Source organism: Erwinia sp. GW821-FHT03D09 (genome assembly GCF_059420805.1).
Window position 1 is genome coordinate 151,068 of record NZ_JBWKUK010000004.1, and the last position, 16,271, is coordinate 167,338.

15 protein-coding genes and 2 tRNA genes are annotated in these 16,271 nt (G+C 53.6%); 9 read left to right on the top strand and 8 right to left on the bottom strand.

Annotated elements, in window-relative coordinates:
* Positions 1-77 precede the first annotated feature (77 nt).
* Positions 78-1,940, bottom strand: a complete 1,863-nt coding sequence (sppA, locus tag AC07U6_RS05280) for a signal peptide peptidase SppA (RefSeq protein ID WP_494762885.1) — start codon at positions 1,938-1,940, stop codon at positions 78-80.
* Between the two features lie 191 nt (positions 1,941-2,131).
* Here sppA and AC07U6_RS05285 point away from each other — a divergent pair, with 191 nt between their 5' ends.
* From AC07U6_RS05285 to AC07U6_RS05295, 3 genes are all read left to right on the top strand, one after another.
* Positions 2,132-2,683: an NAD(P)H nitroreductase gene (locus AC07U6_RS05285; protein WP_494762884.1), complete on the top strand. Its 552-nt coding sequence runs from the start codon at positions 2,132-2,134 to the stop codon at positions 2,681-2,683.
* 153 nt (positions 2,684-2,836) lie between these two features.
* Positions 2,837-3,883: a selenide, water dikinase SelD gene (gene selD / locus AC07U6_RS05290; protein ID WP_494762883.1), complete on the top strand. Its 1,047-nt coding sequence runs from the start codon at positions 2,837-2,839 to the stop codon at positions 3,881-3,883.
* Positions 3,884-3,901: 18 nt separating this feature from the next.
* Positions 3,902-5,872 (top strand): DNA topoisomerase III, encoded by a 1,971-nt coding sequence (locus AC07U6_RS05295; protein ID WP_494762882.1) that lies wholly within the window; start codon positions 3,902-3,904, stop codon positions 5,870-5,872.
* Between the two features lie 124 nt (positions 5,873-5,996).
* On the opposite strand, the gene AC07U6_RS05300 is transcribed toward AC07U6_RS05295, so the two are convergent.
* From AC07U6_RS05300 to AC07U6_RS05325, 6 genes are all read right to left on the bottom strand, one after another.
* Positions 5,997-6,392 (bottom strand): pyrimidine (deoxy)nucleoside triphosphate diphosphatase, encoded by a 396-nt coding sequence (locus AC07U6_RS05300; protein ID WP_494762881.1) that lies wholly within the window; start codon positions 6,390-6,392, stop codon positions 5,997-5,999.
* On the bottom strand, positions 6,392-7,198 hold the full coding sequence (gene xthA, locus AC07U6_RS05305) for an exodeoxyribonuclease III (protein WP_494762880.1): 807 nt from the start codon (positions 7,196-7,198) through the stop codon (positions 6,392-6,394). The genes AC07U6_RS05300 and xthA overlap by 1 nt, the downstream gene beginning before the upstream one ends.
* 166 nt (positions 7,199-7,364) lie before the next feature.
* Positions 7,365-7,449: transfer RNA gene (locus tag AC07U6_RS05310), tRNA-Tyr, on the bottom strand.
* A gap of 118 nt (positions 7,450-7,567) precedes the next feature.
* Positions 7,568-7,652, bottom strand: a tRNA-Tyr gene (locus AC07U6_RS05315).
* 144 nt (positions 7,653-7,796) lie between these two features.
* Positions 7,797-8,645, bottom strand: coding sequence for a formyltetrahydrofolate deformylase (purU, locus tag AC07U6_RS05320; protein WP_494762879.1), 849 nt, complete (start codon positions 8,643-8,645; stop codon positions 7,797-7,799).
* A 39-nt stretch (positions 8,646-8,684) separates the two neighbouring features.
* Complete coding sequence (locus tag AC07U6_RS05325) at positions 8,685-9,146, bottom strand: YchJ family protein (RefSeq protein ID WP_494762878.1); 462 nt, start codon at positions 9,144-9,146, stop codon at positions 8,685-8,687.
* Positions 9,147-9,309: 163 nt separating this feature from the next.
* Between AC07U6_RS05325 and rssA the strand changes: the two genes are divergently transcribed.
* The 5 genes from rssA to AC07U6_RS05350 all read left to right on the top strand — a co-directional run bounded on the left by rssA (position 9,310) and on the right by AC07U6_RS05350 (position 14,813).
* Positions 9,310-10,218, top strand: a complete 909-nt coding sequence (rssA, locus tag AC07U6_RS05330; protein ID WP_494762877.1) for a patatin-like phospholipase RssA — start codon at positions 9,310-9,312, stop codon at positions 10,216-10,218.
* A gap of 95 nt (positions 10,219-10,313) precedes the next feature.
* Complete coding sequence (gene rssB / locus AC07U6_RS05335) at positions 10,314-11,327, top strand: two-component system response regulator RssB (RefSeq protein ID WP_494762876.1); 1,014 nt, start codon at positions 10,314-10,316, stop codon at positions 11,325-11,327.
* Between the two features lie 191 nt (positions 11,328-11,518).
* Complete coding sequence (galU, locus tag AC07U6_RS05340; RefSeq protein WP_494762875.1) at positions 11,519-12,427, top strand: UTP--glucose-1-phosphate uridylyltransferase GalU; 909 nt, start codon at positions 11,519-11,521, stop codon at positions 12,425-12,427.
* A 24-nt stretch (positions 12,428-12,451) separates the two neighbouring features.
* Positions 12,452-13,792: a UDP-glucose dehydrogenase family protein gene (locus tag AC07U6_RS05345; protein ID WP_494762874.1), complete on the top strand. Its 1,341-nt coding sequence runs from the start codon at positions 12,452-12,454 to the stop codon at positions 13,790-13,792.
* A 13-nt stretch (positions 13,793-13,805) separates the two neighbouring features.
* Positions 13,806-14,813 (top strand): NAD-dependent epimerase, encoded by a 1,008-nt coding sequence (locus tag AC07U6_RS05350; RefSeq protein WP_494762873.1) that lies wholly within the window; start codon positions 13,806-13,808, stop codon positions 14,811-14,813.
* A gap of 114 nt (positions 14,814-14,927) precedes the next feature.
* Here the strand turns inward: AC07U6_RS05350 and hns are convergent, their stop codons facing one another.
* Positions 14,928-15,335: a histone-like nucleoid-structuring protein H-NS gene (gene hns / locus AC07U6_RS05355; RefSeq protein ID WP_494762872.1), complete on the bottom strand. Its 408-nt coding sequence runs from the start codon at positions 15,333-15,335 to the stop codon at positions 14,928-14,930.
* A gap of 299 nt (positions 15,336-15,634) precedes the next feature.
* Between hns and AC07U6_RS05360 the strand changes: the two genes are divergently transcribed.
* Positions 15,635-16,258 carry a thymidine kinase gene (locus tag AC07U6_RS05360; protein WP_494762871.1) on the top strand — a complete coding sequence of 208 codons (624 nt, stop codon included), beginning with the start codon at positions 15,635-15,637 and terminating at the stop codon, positions 16,256-16,258.
* Positions 16,259-16,271: the final 13 nt, after the last annotated feature.

The window sequence follows — 16,271 nt, forward strand, 5'->3', positions numbered from 1 at the left end:
CTTGCCGAAAACGCGCAGTATAAGGGGAAAGCGGGTGAAAAGCAGCCCAACCGGTAGCGGTCGGGCTGCTTAGTGAACTACTTCACATCACCACAGTTCAGGCAGAACGCGTAGCGGTTTTGCGGATCGTTAAGCTCGCCCATGAGCCCCGGCTGTTTTTTCATTGCGGAAACCACGTCAAGCAGCGGTGCCGGCAGCAGCGCCTTAAGCGACGCCGGCAGCGAGGCACGAATATCCATCTGGCTGAACAGCGTATTCAGCAGCCCCGGTTCTTCCTGATACCAGTCCAACTGTGGCTGCTTCACTTTTGCCAGTTCGGCGGCTTTCGCCACGGCATCGTCAAAGTCACCCAGCGCATCGACCAGGCCGTTGGCTTTGGCATCGCTGCCGGTCCAGACGTGGCCTTGGGCGATTTGGTCAACCTGCTCAGGGGTTTTGTTACGTGATTTCGCCACCAGGCTGATGAAGTTTTTGTAGCCGTACTCGATGCTTAACTGCATCATTTCCTGCACTTCCGGCGGCAGTGCTTTGGTCAGCGTCACGTCGGCCAGCGGCGAGGTGGCAACCCCGTCCGTGTGAACGCCAATGCTGTCCAGCGAGTTTTCCACCGTGTTGATCACGCCAAAGATGCCGATAGAACCGGTCAGCGTGTTCGGGCTGGCAATAATGTAGTTGGCCGGGGTTGATACCCAGTAGCCACCGGATGCGGCCATCCCCCCCATGGAAACCACTACCGGTTTACCTGCCGCTTTTGCCGCAGCCAGCTCTTCACGGATGGTTTCAGATGCGGTGACGCTGCCGCCCGGGCTGTTCACGCGAAACACAATGGCTTTGATATTGTCATCCAGGCGCGCCCGGCGAATTTCGGCGGCGGTGGTATCGCCGCCGACGCTGTCCGGCGTTTCTTCACCGTCCATTATCGCCCCGTTGGCAACGATAACCGCGATGTTGCCTTTGCTGTTGCTTTCGGTGGTTTCGGTATTGTTCAGCGGATAGTCATAAATACTGATCCCCGTGTAGTCCTTTGCCTCTTTATCCCAGCCGAAGGTTTTCACCAGTTGCTGATTCACCACGGACGGCGAAGCCAGTTCATCGACCAGCTTGCTCTCTTTGGCGTACCGGGCGGTATCACCGCCTACCTTTTGCAGAGCGTCCAACACGCCGCGGGCGCCGGGGAAGACCCGATCGGCGGTAATCTGGCGGTTAGCGGCCAGCGTATTGAGGTAGTTTTGCCACAGTTCGCCAACCCAGCGGCTGTCGGCATCGCGAGCGGCCGGTGACATATCATCACGCAGGAAAGGCTCGACCGCCGACTTATAGGTACCAACGCGGAAGACATGGGAATTCACCTTCAGCTTGTCCAGCAGGGTTTTATAGTACAGGCTGTTGGTGGCGAAGCCGTGCAGGTCAACCGTTCCCTGAGGGGAAAGGTAGATTTTGTTGGCGAAGCTGGCAAGGTAATACTGCGACTGGCTGTAGCTGTCACCGGTTGCAAAGATCGGTTTGCCGCTGTCGCGGAACTCACGCAGGGCCTTACCAATATACTGCAGCGAAGGCTGATCGCCGCCGGCAAAACTGCGCAAATCCAGCACAATACCGGTAATACGGCTGTCCTCTTTTGCCTGACGAATGGCATCCACGACGTCAAACAGTGAATTTTCTTTCAGGCGATCGCTGCTGGCACCGATCAACTGACGGCTCAGCTTACTGAATTTGTTGCTGACGGAAGGTTTATCCACCACTACGCCGCTGAGATCGACAATCAGCGCACCTTTCTTCACTTCTGCCGTGGATGAGCTGCTGCTCATCTGGAACCAAATCCCGGCACCGACCAGGATCAGCAGGATCAGAAACAGATTGAGGATAAATTCGCGGACAAAATTCAGTCCCCGCCACGTCCACTTAAAAATACCAGCGATAGCTCGCCACAACATGCGCATAGACTCTCCGTAATCGCAACAAATGCCCGTCAGGGTTCAGGGTTAAAGTTAACGCGCTCCTTAACAGACAGTAACGTTCAACATCCTAAATAGCAGGGGCTGAATTGTCAGCAGGAAAAAGGACAATGCTGTAACAAAACATCATCCTGTGCTAGTTTCAGTCCACTTTACGCCCCCATCAGGAGGAAATTATGGACGCTCTGGATTTACTGGTTAATCGACGTTCGGCCTCACGCCTGGCCGATCCCGCTCCGGCGGGCGAAGCGCTGGACAATATTCTGCGTGCCGGTATGCGCGCACCCGACCACGGCACGCTGCAACCGTGGCGTTTTATCATCGTTGAAAACGAAGGTCGCGATCGCCTCAGTGCGCTGCTGGAAAACCTGTCGCGTGAAGCCTGTCTGGACGATAAAGCGATCGAAAAAGCGAAACAGGCACCGTATCGCGCCCCGATGATCATCACCGTCGTTGCCCGCTGCGAGGACCATCCCAAGGTACCGCGTTGGGAACAGGTCGTTTCGGCGGGCTGTGCGGTGATGGCCATGCAGATGGCTGCCGCTGCTCAGGGCTTCAACGGTATCTGGCGCAGCGGTGCCTGGACCGAAGATGAATCCGTTCGCCAGGCCTTCGGCTGCCGCCCGCAGGATGCCATTGTCGGCTTCCTCTATCTGGGTACTCCGCAGCTGAAAGCAGCGACCACCGTATTGCCCGTCGAGAGCGCGCCGTTTGTCAGCTATTTCTGATTGAATCAGGTCCTTTTTACCGTCAGGGTTGTGAGCGGCCCTGCAATTCGCCGGGATAATAAGCGAATGGTCCGCGATTAAGGTCGGCAGGCTTACACCCGTCTGCCCAATCCGCTACCATAATATCTGGTGAAGCTAAAAGGGACCTCCTTCATGAATCAGAATGCCATCCGCCTGACGCAGTACAGCCATGGTGCAGGCTGTGGCTGCAAAATCTCTCCTCAGGTTTTAGATACCATTCTGCATAGCGATCATCCACTCAGGCGCGATCCTAATCTGCTGGTCGGCAATGAAACCCGGGATGATGCGGCCGTGTACGATCTGGGTAACGGTACAGCGGTGGTCAGCACAACCGATTTCTTTATGCCGATCGTGGACGATCCTTTCGATTTCGGACGCATTGCCGCCACCAATGCAATCAGCGATGTCTGGGCGATGGGCGGAAAACCGATTATGGCGATTGCCATTCTGGGCTGGCCGGTAAACGTTTTATCGCCGGAAATTGCCCGGCGGGTGATTGAAGGCGGGCGCAGCGTCTGCGAGCAGGCCGGGATTAGCCTGGCTGGTGGGCATTCGATCGACGCGCCGGAGCCGATCTTCGGCCTGGCGGTCACCGGGGTGGTTGATTCCAGCCAGGTGAAGAAAAACAGCGAGGCGCAGGCGGGCTGCCGCCTGTGGCTCAGCAAGCCGCTCGGTATTGGCGTACTGACCACCGCGGAAAAGAAAGCGCTGCTGCGGCCGGAACATCAGGGGCTGGCGACGGAGGTGATGTGCCGGCTAAACCTGCTGGGCGCGGATGCCGCAGGGATCACCGGCGTCTGCGCAATGACCGATGTCACCGGTTTTGGTCTGCTTGGCCATCTCAGTGAGATGTGTCAGGGCGCGGGTTTGCAGGCCGACGTGCAGTTCAGTGCGATACCGCGGCTGCCCGGTGTTGATGACTATATCGAGCTGGGCTGCGTGCCGGGGGGAACGGCGCGCAATTTTGCCAGCTATGGTCAGCTTATTGGCGAGATGAGCCAGACACAGCGCAGCCTGCTGTGCGATCCGCAAACGTCGGGTGGTCTGCTGATGGCGGTATTACCCGAAGCGGAAGCGGCATTGCTCGCCGCCGCAGAAAAACATGCGGTTTCACTGACCGCAATTGGTGAACTGAAAAAGGCTCAAACCGGACGAGCCATGATTGAAATTAAACCCTGAGCAGGAATTGAGTCCCGGATGCGTCTGTTTATTGCCGAAAAACCCAGCCTTGCCCGCGCGATTGCGGATGTCCTGCCTAAACCTCACCGCCGCGGTGATGGATTTATCGCCTGCGGAAATGATCAGGTCGTGACCTGGTGCGTGGGCCACCTGTTAGAGCAGGCGCAGCCAGACAGCTATAACAGCCGTTTTGCCCGCTGGTCACTGGTCGATTTACCCATTGTGCCGGAAAAGTGGCAGCTGCAGCCGCGCCCGTCGGTGGCGAAGCAGCTTAACGTGATAAAAAAGCTGCTCGATGAAGCCAGCGAAGTGGTTCATGCCGGTGACCCGGACCGTGAAGGTCAGCTGCTGGTGGATGAAGTACTGGACTACCTGACCTTACCGGCGGAAAAACGTGCGGCCGTGCAGCGCTGTCTGATTAACGACCTCAACCCGCAGGCGGTGGAGCGTTCCATTGGCCGACTGCGGCAGAATCGTGAATTTATTCCGCTGTGTGTTTCGGCGCTGGCGCGTTCACGCGCCGACTGGCTGTACGGTATCAATATGACCCGCGCCTACACGCTGCTGGGGCGCAACGCTGGCTATGATGGCGTCCTGTCGGTCGGCAGAGTGCAAACTCCGGTGCTGGGGCTGGTGGTTCGCCGCGATGAAGAGATTGAAAACTTTGTGGCGAAAGATTTCTTCGAGGTGAAGGCGCACATCGTCACCCCGCAGGACGAGCGTTTCGTTGCCCTGTGGCAGCCCAGTGAGTCCTGCGAACCGTATCAGGATGAAGAGGGGCGATTGCTGCATCGCCCGCTTGCCGATCATGTGGTCGCGCGCATTGGCGGTCAGCCTGCGCTGGTCAGCAGCTATAACGACAAACGTGAAAATGACACCGCGCCGCTGCCGTTTTCGCTTTCCAGTCTGCAAATTGAAGCCGGTAAGCGGTTTGGCCTGAGCGCCCAGATGGTGCTGGATACCTGCCAGCGGCTGTATGAAACCCACAAGCTGATCACCTATCCGCGTTCGGACAGCCGCTATCTGCCTGATGAGCATTTTTCCGGCAGGCACGCGGTGCTGAACGCGATTAGCAGCCATCAGCCGGACCTGACGCCGCCCGTCGATTTTAATAGTGATATTCGTAACCGCTGCTGGGATGACAAAAAGGTGGACGCGCACCACGCGATAGTGCCGACCGCGCGCAGCAGCCGCGTTTCGTTGAATGAGAACGAACAGCGTATCTACCGGCTGATCGCCACCCAGTATCTGATGCAGTTTTGCCCTGATGCGGTTTACCGTAAATGTGTGATTGAGCTGGATATCGCCGGGGGAAAATTTATCGCCAAAGCGCGATTCCTGGCGGAAGCGGGCTGGCGCGCGCTGCTTGGCAGCAAAGAGCGCGACGAAGAAAACGACGGCACGCCGCTGCCGGTGGTTGCTAAGGGTGATGAACTGCTGTGCGAACGCGGTGAAGTGGTGGAGAAACAGACCCAGCCGCCGCGCCCCTTTACCGATGCTACACTGCTGTCGGCGATGACCGGGATTGCGCGTTTTGTACAGGATAAAGATCTGAAAAAGGTGCTGCGCGCCACCGACGGTCTGGGCACTGAAGCGACGCGGGCGGGTATTATCGAACTGCTGTTTAAACGCACCTTCCTGTTCAAGAAAGGGCGCTATATTCACTCCAGCCCGGCGGGCAGGGCGCTGATCCACTCCTTACCTGAAATGGCTGCCCGGCCGGATATGACCGCGCACTGGGAATCGACGCTGACCAAAATCAGCGAGAAGCAGTGCCGCTATCAGGACTTTATGCAGCCGCTGGTAGATACGCTGCACTCGCTGATCCATCAGGCTCGCCAGCAGCCTGCGGCGCATGCCTTCCGCGGACTGCCCGCGCCGTCGTCAGGCCAGGCGAAGAAGCCGCGTCATAAAGCGGCTTCGTCTAAAGCAGGAAGCGGCAAGGCAGGGCGGTCGGGCAATGTGGACTCTGGCCAGGATCAAGTCTGACCTTTTGGCATTCCGTTGGGGGATATTCGCGATAAACTCCCGCAATCAGGCAATCAGGCAATCAGGCAATCAGGCAATCAGGCAATCAGGCAATCAGGCAATCAGGAGTAACGGGCCGTAAAGCTTAGCGATCCAAAAAAGCCTGAAGTAGCGGAATATCGGCAGGGGCCAGCGCAAAGCTGAAGGCCTCTGCCGGTTTAACCCAGTTCAGTGCCTGATGGCAGAGAGCCGTCGGTTCTCCGCTGAAGTCGGTCACCAGCCACGCATGCAAATTGATTTTGCGTTCTCCAATCACCCGGCTTTCACTGGCGATGTAATTACCAATCACGGCATCGATCGCCAGCTCTTCCTTAAGCTCGCGGGTCAGCGCCTGCTGCTGGCTTTCCCCGGCGTCTACCTTACCGCCGGGAAACTCCCACAGCTCCGGCTGATCGCCCTGCAGCCCGCGCTGAGCCAGTAGGATCTTGCCGTCGCGCAGGATTAGCGCCGCCACCACTTCCAGCTCGTTAATGTTGGTCATCAGAATTCAAACTGTGCCCAGATAGGCGCATGATCGGACGGTTTTTCCATGCTGCGAATGTCATAGTCAATCCCGGTTGCCGTACAGCGCTCCGCCAGCGGCTGGCTGGCCAGCAGGAGATCGATGCGCAGACCGCGATTGTCATCGAAGCCTTTAGAGCGGTAGTCGAACCAGGAGAAACGGTCGTTCACTTCGGCATTTGCCGCGCGCCAGGTATCCACCAGCCCCCAGTTCATCAGGCGATCCATCCATTCACGCTCTTCCGGCAGGAACGAACATTTCCCGGTGCGCAGCCAGCGCTTGCGGTTGTCTTCGCCGATGCCGATATCCAGATCGCTGCTGCTGATATTCATATCGCCCATAATCAGCACCGGATTGGTCGGGCTCTGTTCCTGCTCGAGGTAGCTTTGCAGATCGCGATAGAATTTCTCTTTTGCCGGGAATTTGATGGGGTGATCGCGGCTCTCCCCCTGAGGGAAGTAACCGTTAATGACCGTCAGCAGCCCCGATGGCGTTTCGATGTCGGCCATAATAATACGGCGCTGAGCGTCTTCATCATCTCCGGGGAAACCACGGCGCACGGCAACCGGCGGCGCTTTACAGAGCAGGGCAACGCCGTAGTGGCCCTTCTGGCCGTGATAGAACACGTTGTAGCCGAGCTTCGCAACCTCTTCCAGCGGGAACATATCATCGTGAACTTTGGTTTCCTGCAGGCCGATAACGTCCGGCTGGTGTTGTTCAACAATGACGGCAAGCTGGTGCGGACGAGCGCGTAGCCCGTTGATATTAAAGGAGACAAATTTCATAGCGTAGGTCATTTCGTGGCGAAAAGATGGCGGAATGTTAGCAGAAATCTGGCAGAAATGTCATCTGTTGCCTGGATGAAAAGGCGCACTGAACGATGACGAGATGCCAGCAGTCATCTTAAGGTGATGGAATGAAAAACAGGGGGAACAAAGATGAAGCTCGAAATGGTGGTGGGGGAAGGATTCGAACCTTCGAAGTCGATGACGGCAGATTTACAGTCTGCTCCCTTTGGCCACTCGGGAACCCCACCAGGGGAAGCGTCTTAACAATGTATAGTAAAGAGAAAACAAAACAGATGTCATTTTCCTATCACTTCTTCAGTCGCAGAGGAAGTGAAGACGTATTTCAGCCAAAAAGCGTGGTTGAAATGGTGGTGGGGGAAGGATTCGAACCTTCGAAGTCGATGACGGCAGATTTACAGTCTGCTCCCTTTGGCCGCTCGGGAACCCCACCACTGGCCTTACTACTGTGCTCGTTAAGCGGGGCGCATCATAACAAATGAACTGACGCTGTAAAGCCCCGTTATTCATAAAATAGCGCGTTCGCCGATTTTTTGCCCGAACTGCTGTTTTGTAAGGCAAAACAGCAGTATCGGCATCACAAAATAATCGTGCGGTTGCCGTAAACAAATACGCGCTGTGCCAGCACCTGATATAGCGCACGGCTTAACGCGTTTTTCTCCACGTCGCGGCCCGCGCGCATCATATCTTCGGCGGTGTAGGTATGGTCCACGTGGATCACGTCCTGCATGATGATTGGGCCTTCATCCAGATTATCATTCACGTAGTGCGCGGTTGCACCGATGATTTTTACGCCGCGCTCATAGGCCTGGTGATAAGGACGGGCACCAATAAAAGCCGGCAGGAACGAGTGGTGAATATTGATAATCTGGTTCGGGTAGCGCTGAACAAACGCCGGGGTCAGCACGCGCATATATTTCGCCAGCACCACATAGTCCGGCTGATAGCGATCGATGACCGCCGCCATATTATTGTCGTGTTCTTCACGCGTCAGTCCTTCGTGACTGACCAGCACGAACGGTACATCAAAACGTTCAACCAGCGTGCGCAGCGTCTCGTGGTTGCCGATAACGGCAGCAATCTCGACATCGAGTCCGCCGTAGGCGCTTTTCATCAGCAGATCGCCGAGGCAGTGGGCTTCTTTAGTCACCAGAATAACAATGCGGCGGCGGCCGGCTGGCTGCAGCTCGCGAACCGATCCGGTAGGGAGTGCGCTGTCGAGATCGGCCAGCAGGGTGGTGTCGTTAAAGATGCCTTCCAGTTCGGTACGCATAAAGAAGCGCCCGGTACGGTGATCGACGAACTCATTGTTCTGGACGATATTCAGTTCGTGTTTGTAACAGATGTTGGTAATTTTCGCGATCAGCCCTTTAGCATCCGGGCAGATGGTGCGTAAAACTTTTCGTTGCAGTGTTTGCGCTTGCATTACGATGGTAATCCTGTCGATACAAAAGGGAAATCAGGGTCAGTTGTGACCGCAGCATTTCTTGTATTTTTTGCCAGAGCCACAAGGGCACTGATCGTTGCGCCCGATTGGCGGGAAGGTTCCGTCGATATAGTACCAGCGTTGCTCCTCACGAAGAAAGCGCGAACGTTCATGAATAAAGCTTTCGCGTTTATTTTCCGTAAAGCGCGCGAAAAACGTGACATATCCCTGGGCAGAATCAGCCATGATTTCACTGTCGATCACGTTAAGTCCACGCCATTCTGTGGCGGCATAGCTCTCTTCGATGCTCTCTGCAAAGCGCTCTGCATGGCAGGAAGGGTGCCAGCTATCGATCAGATAGCGAGTGTTACGTTTGACGTAGGCACAGTAGCGGGAACGCATTAATGCTTCCGGTGTTGCAGGGAGTGACGCACCTTTTAGATACGATTCACAACATAAGCTATAATGTACTCCGCTACCGCATGGACAAGGTTCAGACACGTTGGCTCCAGCTCACTCAATACGGTTAATTCAGAATTTGTGAGCTGATGGTAACCGACCAGAGGCAGCGATGCCATTTTGATCGTTCTGAACCCTCTGTTGAGTCTGTTTACCGCTGGGGTGTGGTAGTAAAATGGATGCAGATATTCATGCCAGAGGTGGAATGAGAAAGATTAAAATCGGACTGGCGCTGGGTTCGGGTGCGGCGAAGGGCTGGTCGCATATCGGTGTGATTAACGCCCTCGAACAGGCTGGTATTCGTGTTGATGTTGTCGCGGGCTGTTCCGTTGGCGCGCTGGTAGGCGCTGCCTACGCCAGCCGAAGGCTGCCCCTAATGGAATCCTGGGTACGCTCGTTCAGCTACTGGCAGGTAATTCGCCTGATGGATCTTTCGTGGCAGCGCGGGGGCCTTCTGCGTGGGGAACGTGTGTTCAGTCACGTTAAGCGACTGATTAAAAAAGATAATATTGAACAGTGCAGTCTGCCGTTTGGCGCAGTGACCACGAATCTAAGCACCGGGCGAGAACTCTGGCTGACGGAAGGCGATCTCCATCAGGCTGTCAGAGCCTCGTGCAGTATCCCCGGCCTGCTGTCTCCGGTTGCCTGGAACGGGTACTGGCTGGTTGATGGTGCAGTGGTCAACCCGGTGCCGATTTCCTTAACGCGTGCCCTGGGGGCCGATATTGTAATTGCTGTCGATCTGCAGCACGATGCGCACCTTATGCAGCAGGATCTGTTTTCCGTCACGCCGCAACCCGAAGGAGAAGAAGAGGTTATCCAGCCGCACAGCTGGGGCGGGCGGCTTCGCCAGGGACTGGGGCGGTTAGTGCAGCGAAAAGTGAATCACTCCCCGAGCGCAATGGAAATTATGTCAACCTCGATACAGGTGTTAGAGAATCGCCTGAAGCGCAACCGTATGGCAGGCGACCCGCCGGATGTGCTACTACAGCCGTTCTGCCCTCAAATATCCACGTTGGATTTTCATCGCGCCGATGAAGCCATTGAGGCAGGAAGACTGTCAGTAGAAAAGAAAATGGATGAATTACTGCCACTTGTACGCGACAGACAATAGCGTAATCAATTTATCGTGCGGAGAGAGCCAATTCAGAGAGGCAAATCTGCGATTTATAGACCACTATTGAGGTATCTGTCTTGCTGGGGAGAACAATGGAAAAACCGTTAAGTGGAAAACGCATTCTCATCGTTGAGGACGAAGTTGTTTTCCGCTCCCTGCTTGATAACTTCCTCAGCTCACTCGGCGCGCAAATAAGCCTGGCGGATGACGGCGTTCAGGCTCTCGAGCTTCTTGGACGAAGTCAGCCGGATATGATGATTTGCGATCTTGCCATGCCGAATATGGATGGTTTAACGCTGGTCAGCCACCTGCGCAGTAAAGGCCAGACTCTGCCCATTCTGGTGATTTCCGCCACTGAAAACATGTCTGACATTGCCAAAGTTCTGCGGCTTGGTGTACAGGATGTGCTGTTGAAGCCGGTTAAAGATCTGGCTCGTCTGCGAGAGGTTGTCTTCGAGTGCCTCTACCCTTCCATGTTCACCTCAAAAGTTGAAGAGGATGAACAGCTGTTCCAGGACTGGGATGCGCTGGTACGCGACCCTTCTGCCGCCGCTAAACTTTTGCAACAATTACAGCCGCCGGTCCAGCAGACCATCGCCCACTGTCGCGTAAACTATCGGCAGCTGACGATGGCCGAACAGCCGGGTCTGGTGCTTGATGTGGCGGCATTATCAGAGAAGGATCTGGCATTTTATTGTCTGGATGTGACCCGTGCCGGAGATAATGGCGTGCTGGCCGCACTTTTATTGCGTGCATTATTTAACGGCCTGATTCAGGAGCAATTGTCCGGTCAGTCTCAGCGCTTACCTGAGTTAAGCGGATTGCTTACTCAGGTTAATCAATTATTACGTCAGGTAAATCTGGAAGGACAATTTCCTTTACTGGTTGGTTATTATAACCGCGACCTGAAAAATCTGATTCTGGTTTCCGCCGGGCTGAATGCCGCACTCAGTATCCACAGCCAGCAAATTCAACTTAGCAACGGTGTGCCGCTCGGCACGCTGGGCAGTACGCATCTTAATCAAATCAGCCAGCGTTGTGATGCCTGGCAGTGCCAGGTGTGGGGCGCTGGTGGCCGGCTGCGATTAATGCTGAGTACGGATTAACCAGTCACGCTCTTTTCTATTCGCCCGGCAAGACAGAGGCATTGATAAGCTTTACACTTGGGTAATAGTCTTATTTTTGCATAAATGAATTTACCAGGATAAATCCGCGCGGGTCTAACTGGTATACTCACTCTGTTTTTAAACTCGATATATCAAGTAATAACTTGAACGGCCTAATGAGAGGTACTTCGATGTCTGCCTATAAGTCCAAAGTAAAAAAAGCGGTAATCCCGGTTGCGGGTTTGGGAACACGTATGTTGCCAGCAACCAAAGCGATCCCGAAAGAGATGCTGCCGCTGGTTGATAAGCCGTTAATCCAGTATGTCGTTAACGAGTGTATCGCGGCAGGAATTACTGAAATTGTGCTGGTTACGCATTCTTCTAAAAATTCCATCGAAAACCACTTTGACACCAGTTTTGAACTGGAAGCCATGCTGGAAAAACGCGTTAAGCGCCAGCTGCTGGAAGAAATTCAGTCAATCTGCCCACCGCACGTGACCATTATGCAGGTTCGTCAGGGGCTGGCCAAAGGTCTGGGACATGCGGTGATGTGCGCGTGGCCGGTGGTGGGTAACGAGCCTGTTGCCGTGATCCTGCCGGACGTGATTCTGGACGAATATGAATCCGACCTGTCGAAAGATAACCTGGCCGACATGATCCGCCGCTTCGATGAAACCGGAAACAGCCAGATCATGGTTGAGCCGGTTGCTGATGTAACCGCTTACGGTGTTGTTGACTGCAAAGGTGCCGAGCTGAAAGCTGGTGAAAGCGCGCCGATGGTGGGTGTGGTTGAGAAGCCTAAAGCCGATCGGGCTCCGTCTAACCTGGCGGTAGTGGGTCGTTACGTTCTGTCTGCGGACATCTGGCCACTGCTGGCGAAAACCCCTCCGGGTGCCGGTGATGAGATCCAGCTGACCGACTCTATCGCTATGCTGATGGAAAAAGAAACCGTTGAAGCCTATCATCTGAAAGGCGTCAGCCACGACTGCGGTAACAAACTGGGTTACATGCAGGCATTCGTTGAGTACGGCGTTCGCCACAACACGCTGGGCAGTGATTTCAAAGCGTGGCTGGAAAGCACAGTAGGCAGTAAAAAATAATTTCATTTTAACCGGGACAACATAATGAAAGTCACCGTATTTGGTATCGGTTACGTCGGACTGGTGCAGGCTGCTGTTCTGGCAGAAGTTGGACATGACGTTCTCTGCATTGATGTTGACGCAAATAAAGTCGAAAATCTTAAGAAAGGCCAAATTCCAATTTTTGAACCAGGGTTGACTCCGCTGGTGATGCAGAATTATGAGGCTGGCCGCCTGAAGTTCTCCACGAACGCCGAGGAAGGGGTGAAGCACGGTGTGATGCAGTTTATCGCCGTGGGAACGCCGCCGGACGAAGACGGCTCTGCCGATCTGAAGTATGTCACTGCCGTGGCGCGTACCATCGCCCAGCACATGACTTCGCACAAAGTGGTTCTGGATAAATCTACCGTACCGGTAGGGACAGCTGACCGCGTGCGTCAGGTGATGGAAGAGACGCTGAAAGGACGCGGTGTTGAACAGACCTTTGATGTTGTGTCTAACCCGGAATTCCTGAAAGAGGGTGCGGCAGTCAACGACTGTATGCGTCCTGAACGTATTGTTATTGGTACCGACAACGATGAAGTTGTTGAGCTGTTGCGTGAGCTTTATGAGCCATTCAACCGCAATCACGATCGTATGATCCTGATGGATATCCGCAGTGCCGAGCTGACCAAGTATGCGGCAAACTGCATGCTGGCAACCAAGATCAGCTTTATGAATGAAATCTCCAACCTGGCCGAGCTTTTGGGCGCTGACGTTGAGAAAGTTCGTCAGGGGATCGGTTCAGATTCGCGTATCGGTTACTCCTTTATCTATCCTGGCTGCGGCTATGGCGGTTCCTGCTTCCCGAAAGATGTGCAGGCGCTGATCCGTACCGCCGAGCAGATTGGCTACACGCCGCGTCTGCTGCAGGCAGTAGAGGATGTTAACGATTCGCAGAAGAACAAGCTGCCGAGCTTCATCAAACGTCATTTCGGTGACAACCTTCAGGGCAAAACCTTCGCTCTGTGGGGCCTGTCATTTAAGCCTAACACCGATGACATGCGTGAAGCGTCAAGCCGGGTGCTGATGGAAGCACTGTGGCAGGCGGGGGCGACCGTACAAGCGTTCGACCCGGAAGCGATGGATGAAGCCCAGCGTATCTACGGTCACCGCAGCGATCTGAAGCTGATGGGAACCAAAGAAGCAGCGTTGCAGGGTGCTGATGGCCTGGTGATTTGCACCGAGTGGCAGAACTTCCGCGCACCTGATTTTGATGTGATTAAAGATGCCCTGAAAGAAGCCGTGATTTTTGATGGTCGTAACCTGTATGATCCAGAAAGGATCAGCAAACGCGGTTTTGTCTATTATGCAATTGGCCGCGGAGCATCTCTAAACATTGCATAATTAAGAGGCAAGTATGAAATATCTGGTTACCGGCGCAGCAGGATTTATTGGCTTTCACGTCACTCAACGCCTGCTTGATGCCGGTCACCAGGTTATCGGTATCGATAACCTGAACGATTATTACGATGTTAATCTGAAAACTGCCCGGCTCGATCTGGTTAACAACCATCCCGGATTTACCTTTATCAAAATTGACCTTGCCGACAGGGAAGGTATTGCCAGTCTGTTTCGCGAGCAGCGTTTCCAGCGCGTAATTCACCTTGCCGCTCAGGCCGGTGTGCGTTATTCACTGGAAAATCCTCTGGCGTACGCGGACGCAAATCTTATCGGCCATTTAAATATACTTGAGGGTTGTCGCCATAATCAGGTTGAGCATTTACTGTATGCCTCTTCCAGCTCGGTATATGGCCTGAATCGCAAACTGCCATTCTCTACGGATGATTCCGTTGATCATCCGGTATCGCTGTATGCGGCAACCAAAAAAGCCAATGAGCTGATGTCTCATACCTATTCTCATCTGTACGGTATTCCCACTACCGGACTGCGTTTCTTTACCGTCTATGGCCCCTGGGGCCGCCCGGATATGGCGTTGTTTAAGTTCACTCGCGCTATTCTCGCGGGTGAAAGTATCGACGTTTATAATAATGGCGAAATGTGTCGAGACTTCACCTACATCGATGATATCGCCGAATCCATCCTCCGCCTGCAGGACGTTATTCCTCAGCGTGATGAAAGCTGGACAGTTGAAATGGGAAATCCGGCCAGCAGCTCAGCACCTTATCGTGTCTACAATATCGGTAACAGCCAGCCGGTGATGTTAATGGACTATATAAAAGCACTGGAGAATACACTGGGTCAGACGGCCAGTAAGAATATGTTGCCGATGCAGCCGGGTGATGTACTGGATACCAGTGCAGATACTCGCGCGCTGTATGAGGTTATCGGATTTAAGCCGCAGACGTTAGTCGATGAAGGGGTCGCGCGCTTTGTGGGATGGTACAGAGACTTTTATCAGGTTTGATGACCAATAAAAAAGGAAGCTTACGCTTCCTTTTTTATTGATGCCTGGTGATAAAATAATAAAACTAAATAAGCACACATAATGTGTGGCATTAGAGGCGGACTCCAGGAGTAATTACAGCAGGAAATCGTCCAGTTGCTTACCTTGTTCTTCGATTGCTTTCTTGATCACTGCCGGGGTACGGCCCTGGCCAGTCCAGGTTTTCGTTTCGCCGTTCTCTTCAACATATTGATATTTAGCTGGGCGCGCCGCACGCTTGGATTTACCTGGTGCTTTGGCCGCTGCAAGGCTGGAGAGTAATTCGTTCGGGTCAATACCGTCAGCGATCAGCATATCGCGGTACTGCTGCAGTTTGCGAGTGCGTTCTTCAACTTCGGCCTGCGCCTGATCCTCTTCATCGCGGCGTTCATTAACCACAACTTCCAGTTTCTCCAGCATTTCTTCCAGAGTTTCCAGGCTGCATTCTCTCGCCTGTGCACGCAGCGTACGGATGTTGTTCAGAATTTTAAGTGCTTCGCTCATTGTCCACTTCTCTAATTTATATTGATAGGAATACTTCTTGCCCGATAATAATAGTGGTGACGATAGCGAACTGCAATAGCTAATTGCCTGAGGAATAGAAAACAACTAATAGACACATATTACACAGTTTAAAAGCCGGATGATTATCGATTATGGCAGAAATAAAATCGATATTGGATATCAAACCAACAGGCCTATGTTGCCGTTAAATACCTAATAATAATTAGCTTATTACCATCAGAATGCAAAGTTTATGTTACACTTCGCGCCTACGTTTATGACCTGCGGAGTAAGGGCCAATGGCTCAACTTTATTTCTATTATTCGGCGATGAATGCCGGTAAATCCACGGCTTTGTTGCAATCTTCTTATAATTATCAAGAGCGCGGGATGCGTACGATGGTGTATACCGCTGAATTTGATAATCGTTTCGGTATCGGACGGATTGGCTCACGAATTGGCCTTTCTTCACCCGCCAGGCTTTATAGTAACCAGACTTCACTATTCAGTGAAATTAAGGCTGAGAGTCTTCTCGAAGCCGTTCATTGTGTCCTGCTGGACGAAAGCCAGTTTCTCACGCGTGCCCAGGTCAAAGAGCTTGCCGACGTTGTAGACCTTCTGGATATCCCCGTACTTTGCTACGGCCTGCGTACTGATTTTCGTGGGGAATTATTTAGCGGTAGCCAGTACCTGCTGGCGTGGGCTGATAAGCTGGTGGAATTAAAAACTGTCTGTCACTGTGGCAGAAAAGCCGGAATGGTCCTGCGTCTTAATGAACAGGGTAAGCCGTTTAAAGAGGGAGTACAGGTACAGGTAGGAGGAAATGAAAGTTATGTTTCTGTCTGCCGCAAGCATTACTACGAAGCGCTGGAAAGCGGTTCCTCTCATGCTATTTTTGGTAATCAGCAGAGCACAGAAGGATAAAGCCGGTTTTTTT

Bases quoted from the DNA above. Each gene is read 5' to 3' on its own strand.
- sppA (WP_494762885.1), bottom strand. From the start codon at position 1,940: ATGCGCATGTTGTGGCGAGCTATCGCTGGTATTTTTAAGTGGACGTGG.
- AC07U6_RS05285 (WP_494762884.1), top strand. From the start codon at position 2,132: ATGGACGCTCTGGATTTACTGGTTAATCGACGTTCGGCCTCACGCCTG.
- selD (WP_494762883.1), top strand. From the start codon at position 2,837: ATGAATCAGAATGCCATCCGCCTGACGCAGTACAGCCATGGTGCAGGC.
- AC07U6_RS05295 (WP_494762882.1), top strand. From the start codon at position 3,902: ATGCGTCTGTTTATTGCCGAAAAACCCAGCCTTGCCCGCGCGATTGCG.
- AC07U6_RS05300 (WP_494762881.1), bottom strand. From the start codon at position 6,392: ATGACCAACATTAACGAGCTGGAAGTGGTGGCGGCGCTAATCCTGCGC.
- xthA (WP_494762880.1), bottom strand. From the start codon at position 7,198: ATGAAATTTGTCTCCTTTAATATCAACGGGCTACGCGCTCGTCCGCAC.
- purU (WP_494762879.1), bottom strand. From the start codon at position 8,645: ATGCAAGCGCAAACACTGCAACGAAAAGTTTTACGCACCATCTGCCCG.
- rssA (WP_494762877.1), top strand. From the start codon at position 9,310: ATGAGAAAGATTAAAATCGGACTGGCGCTGGGTTCGGGTGCGGCGAAG.
- rssB (WP_494762876.1), top strand. From the start codon at position 10,314: ATGGAAAAACCGTTAAGTGGAAAACGCATTCTCATCGTTGAGGACGAA.
- galU (WP_494762875.1), top strand. From the start codon at position 11,519: ATGTCTGCCTATAAGTCCAAAGTAAAAAAAGCGGTAATCCCGGTTGCG.
- AC07U6_RS05345 (WP_494762874.1), top strand. From the start codon at position 12,452: ATGAAAGTCACCGTATTTGGTATCGGTTACGTCGGACTGGTGCAGGCT.
- AC07U6_RS05350 (WP_494762873.1), top strand. From the start codon at position 13,806: ATGAAATATCTGGTTACCGGCGCAGCAGGATTTATTGGCTTTCACGTC.
- hns (WP_494762872.1), bottom strand. From the start codon at position 15,335: ATGAGCGAAGCACTTAAAATTCTGAACAACATCCGTACGCTGCGTGCA.
- AC07U6_RS05360 (WP_494762871.1), top strand. From the start codon at position 15,635: ATGGCTCAACTTTATTTCTATTATTCGGCGATGAATGCCGGTAAATCC.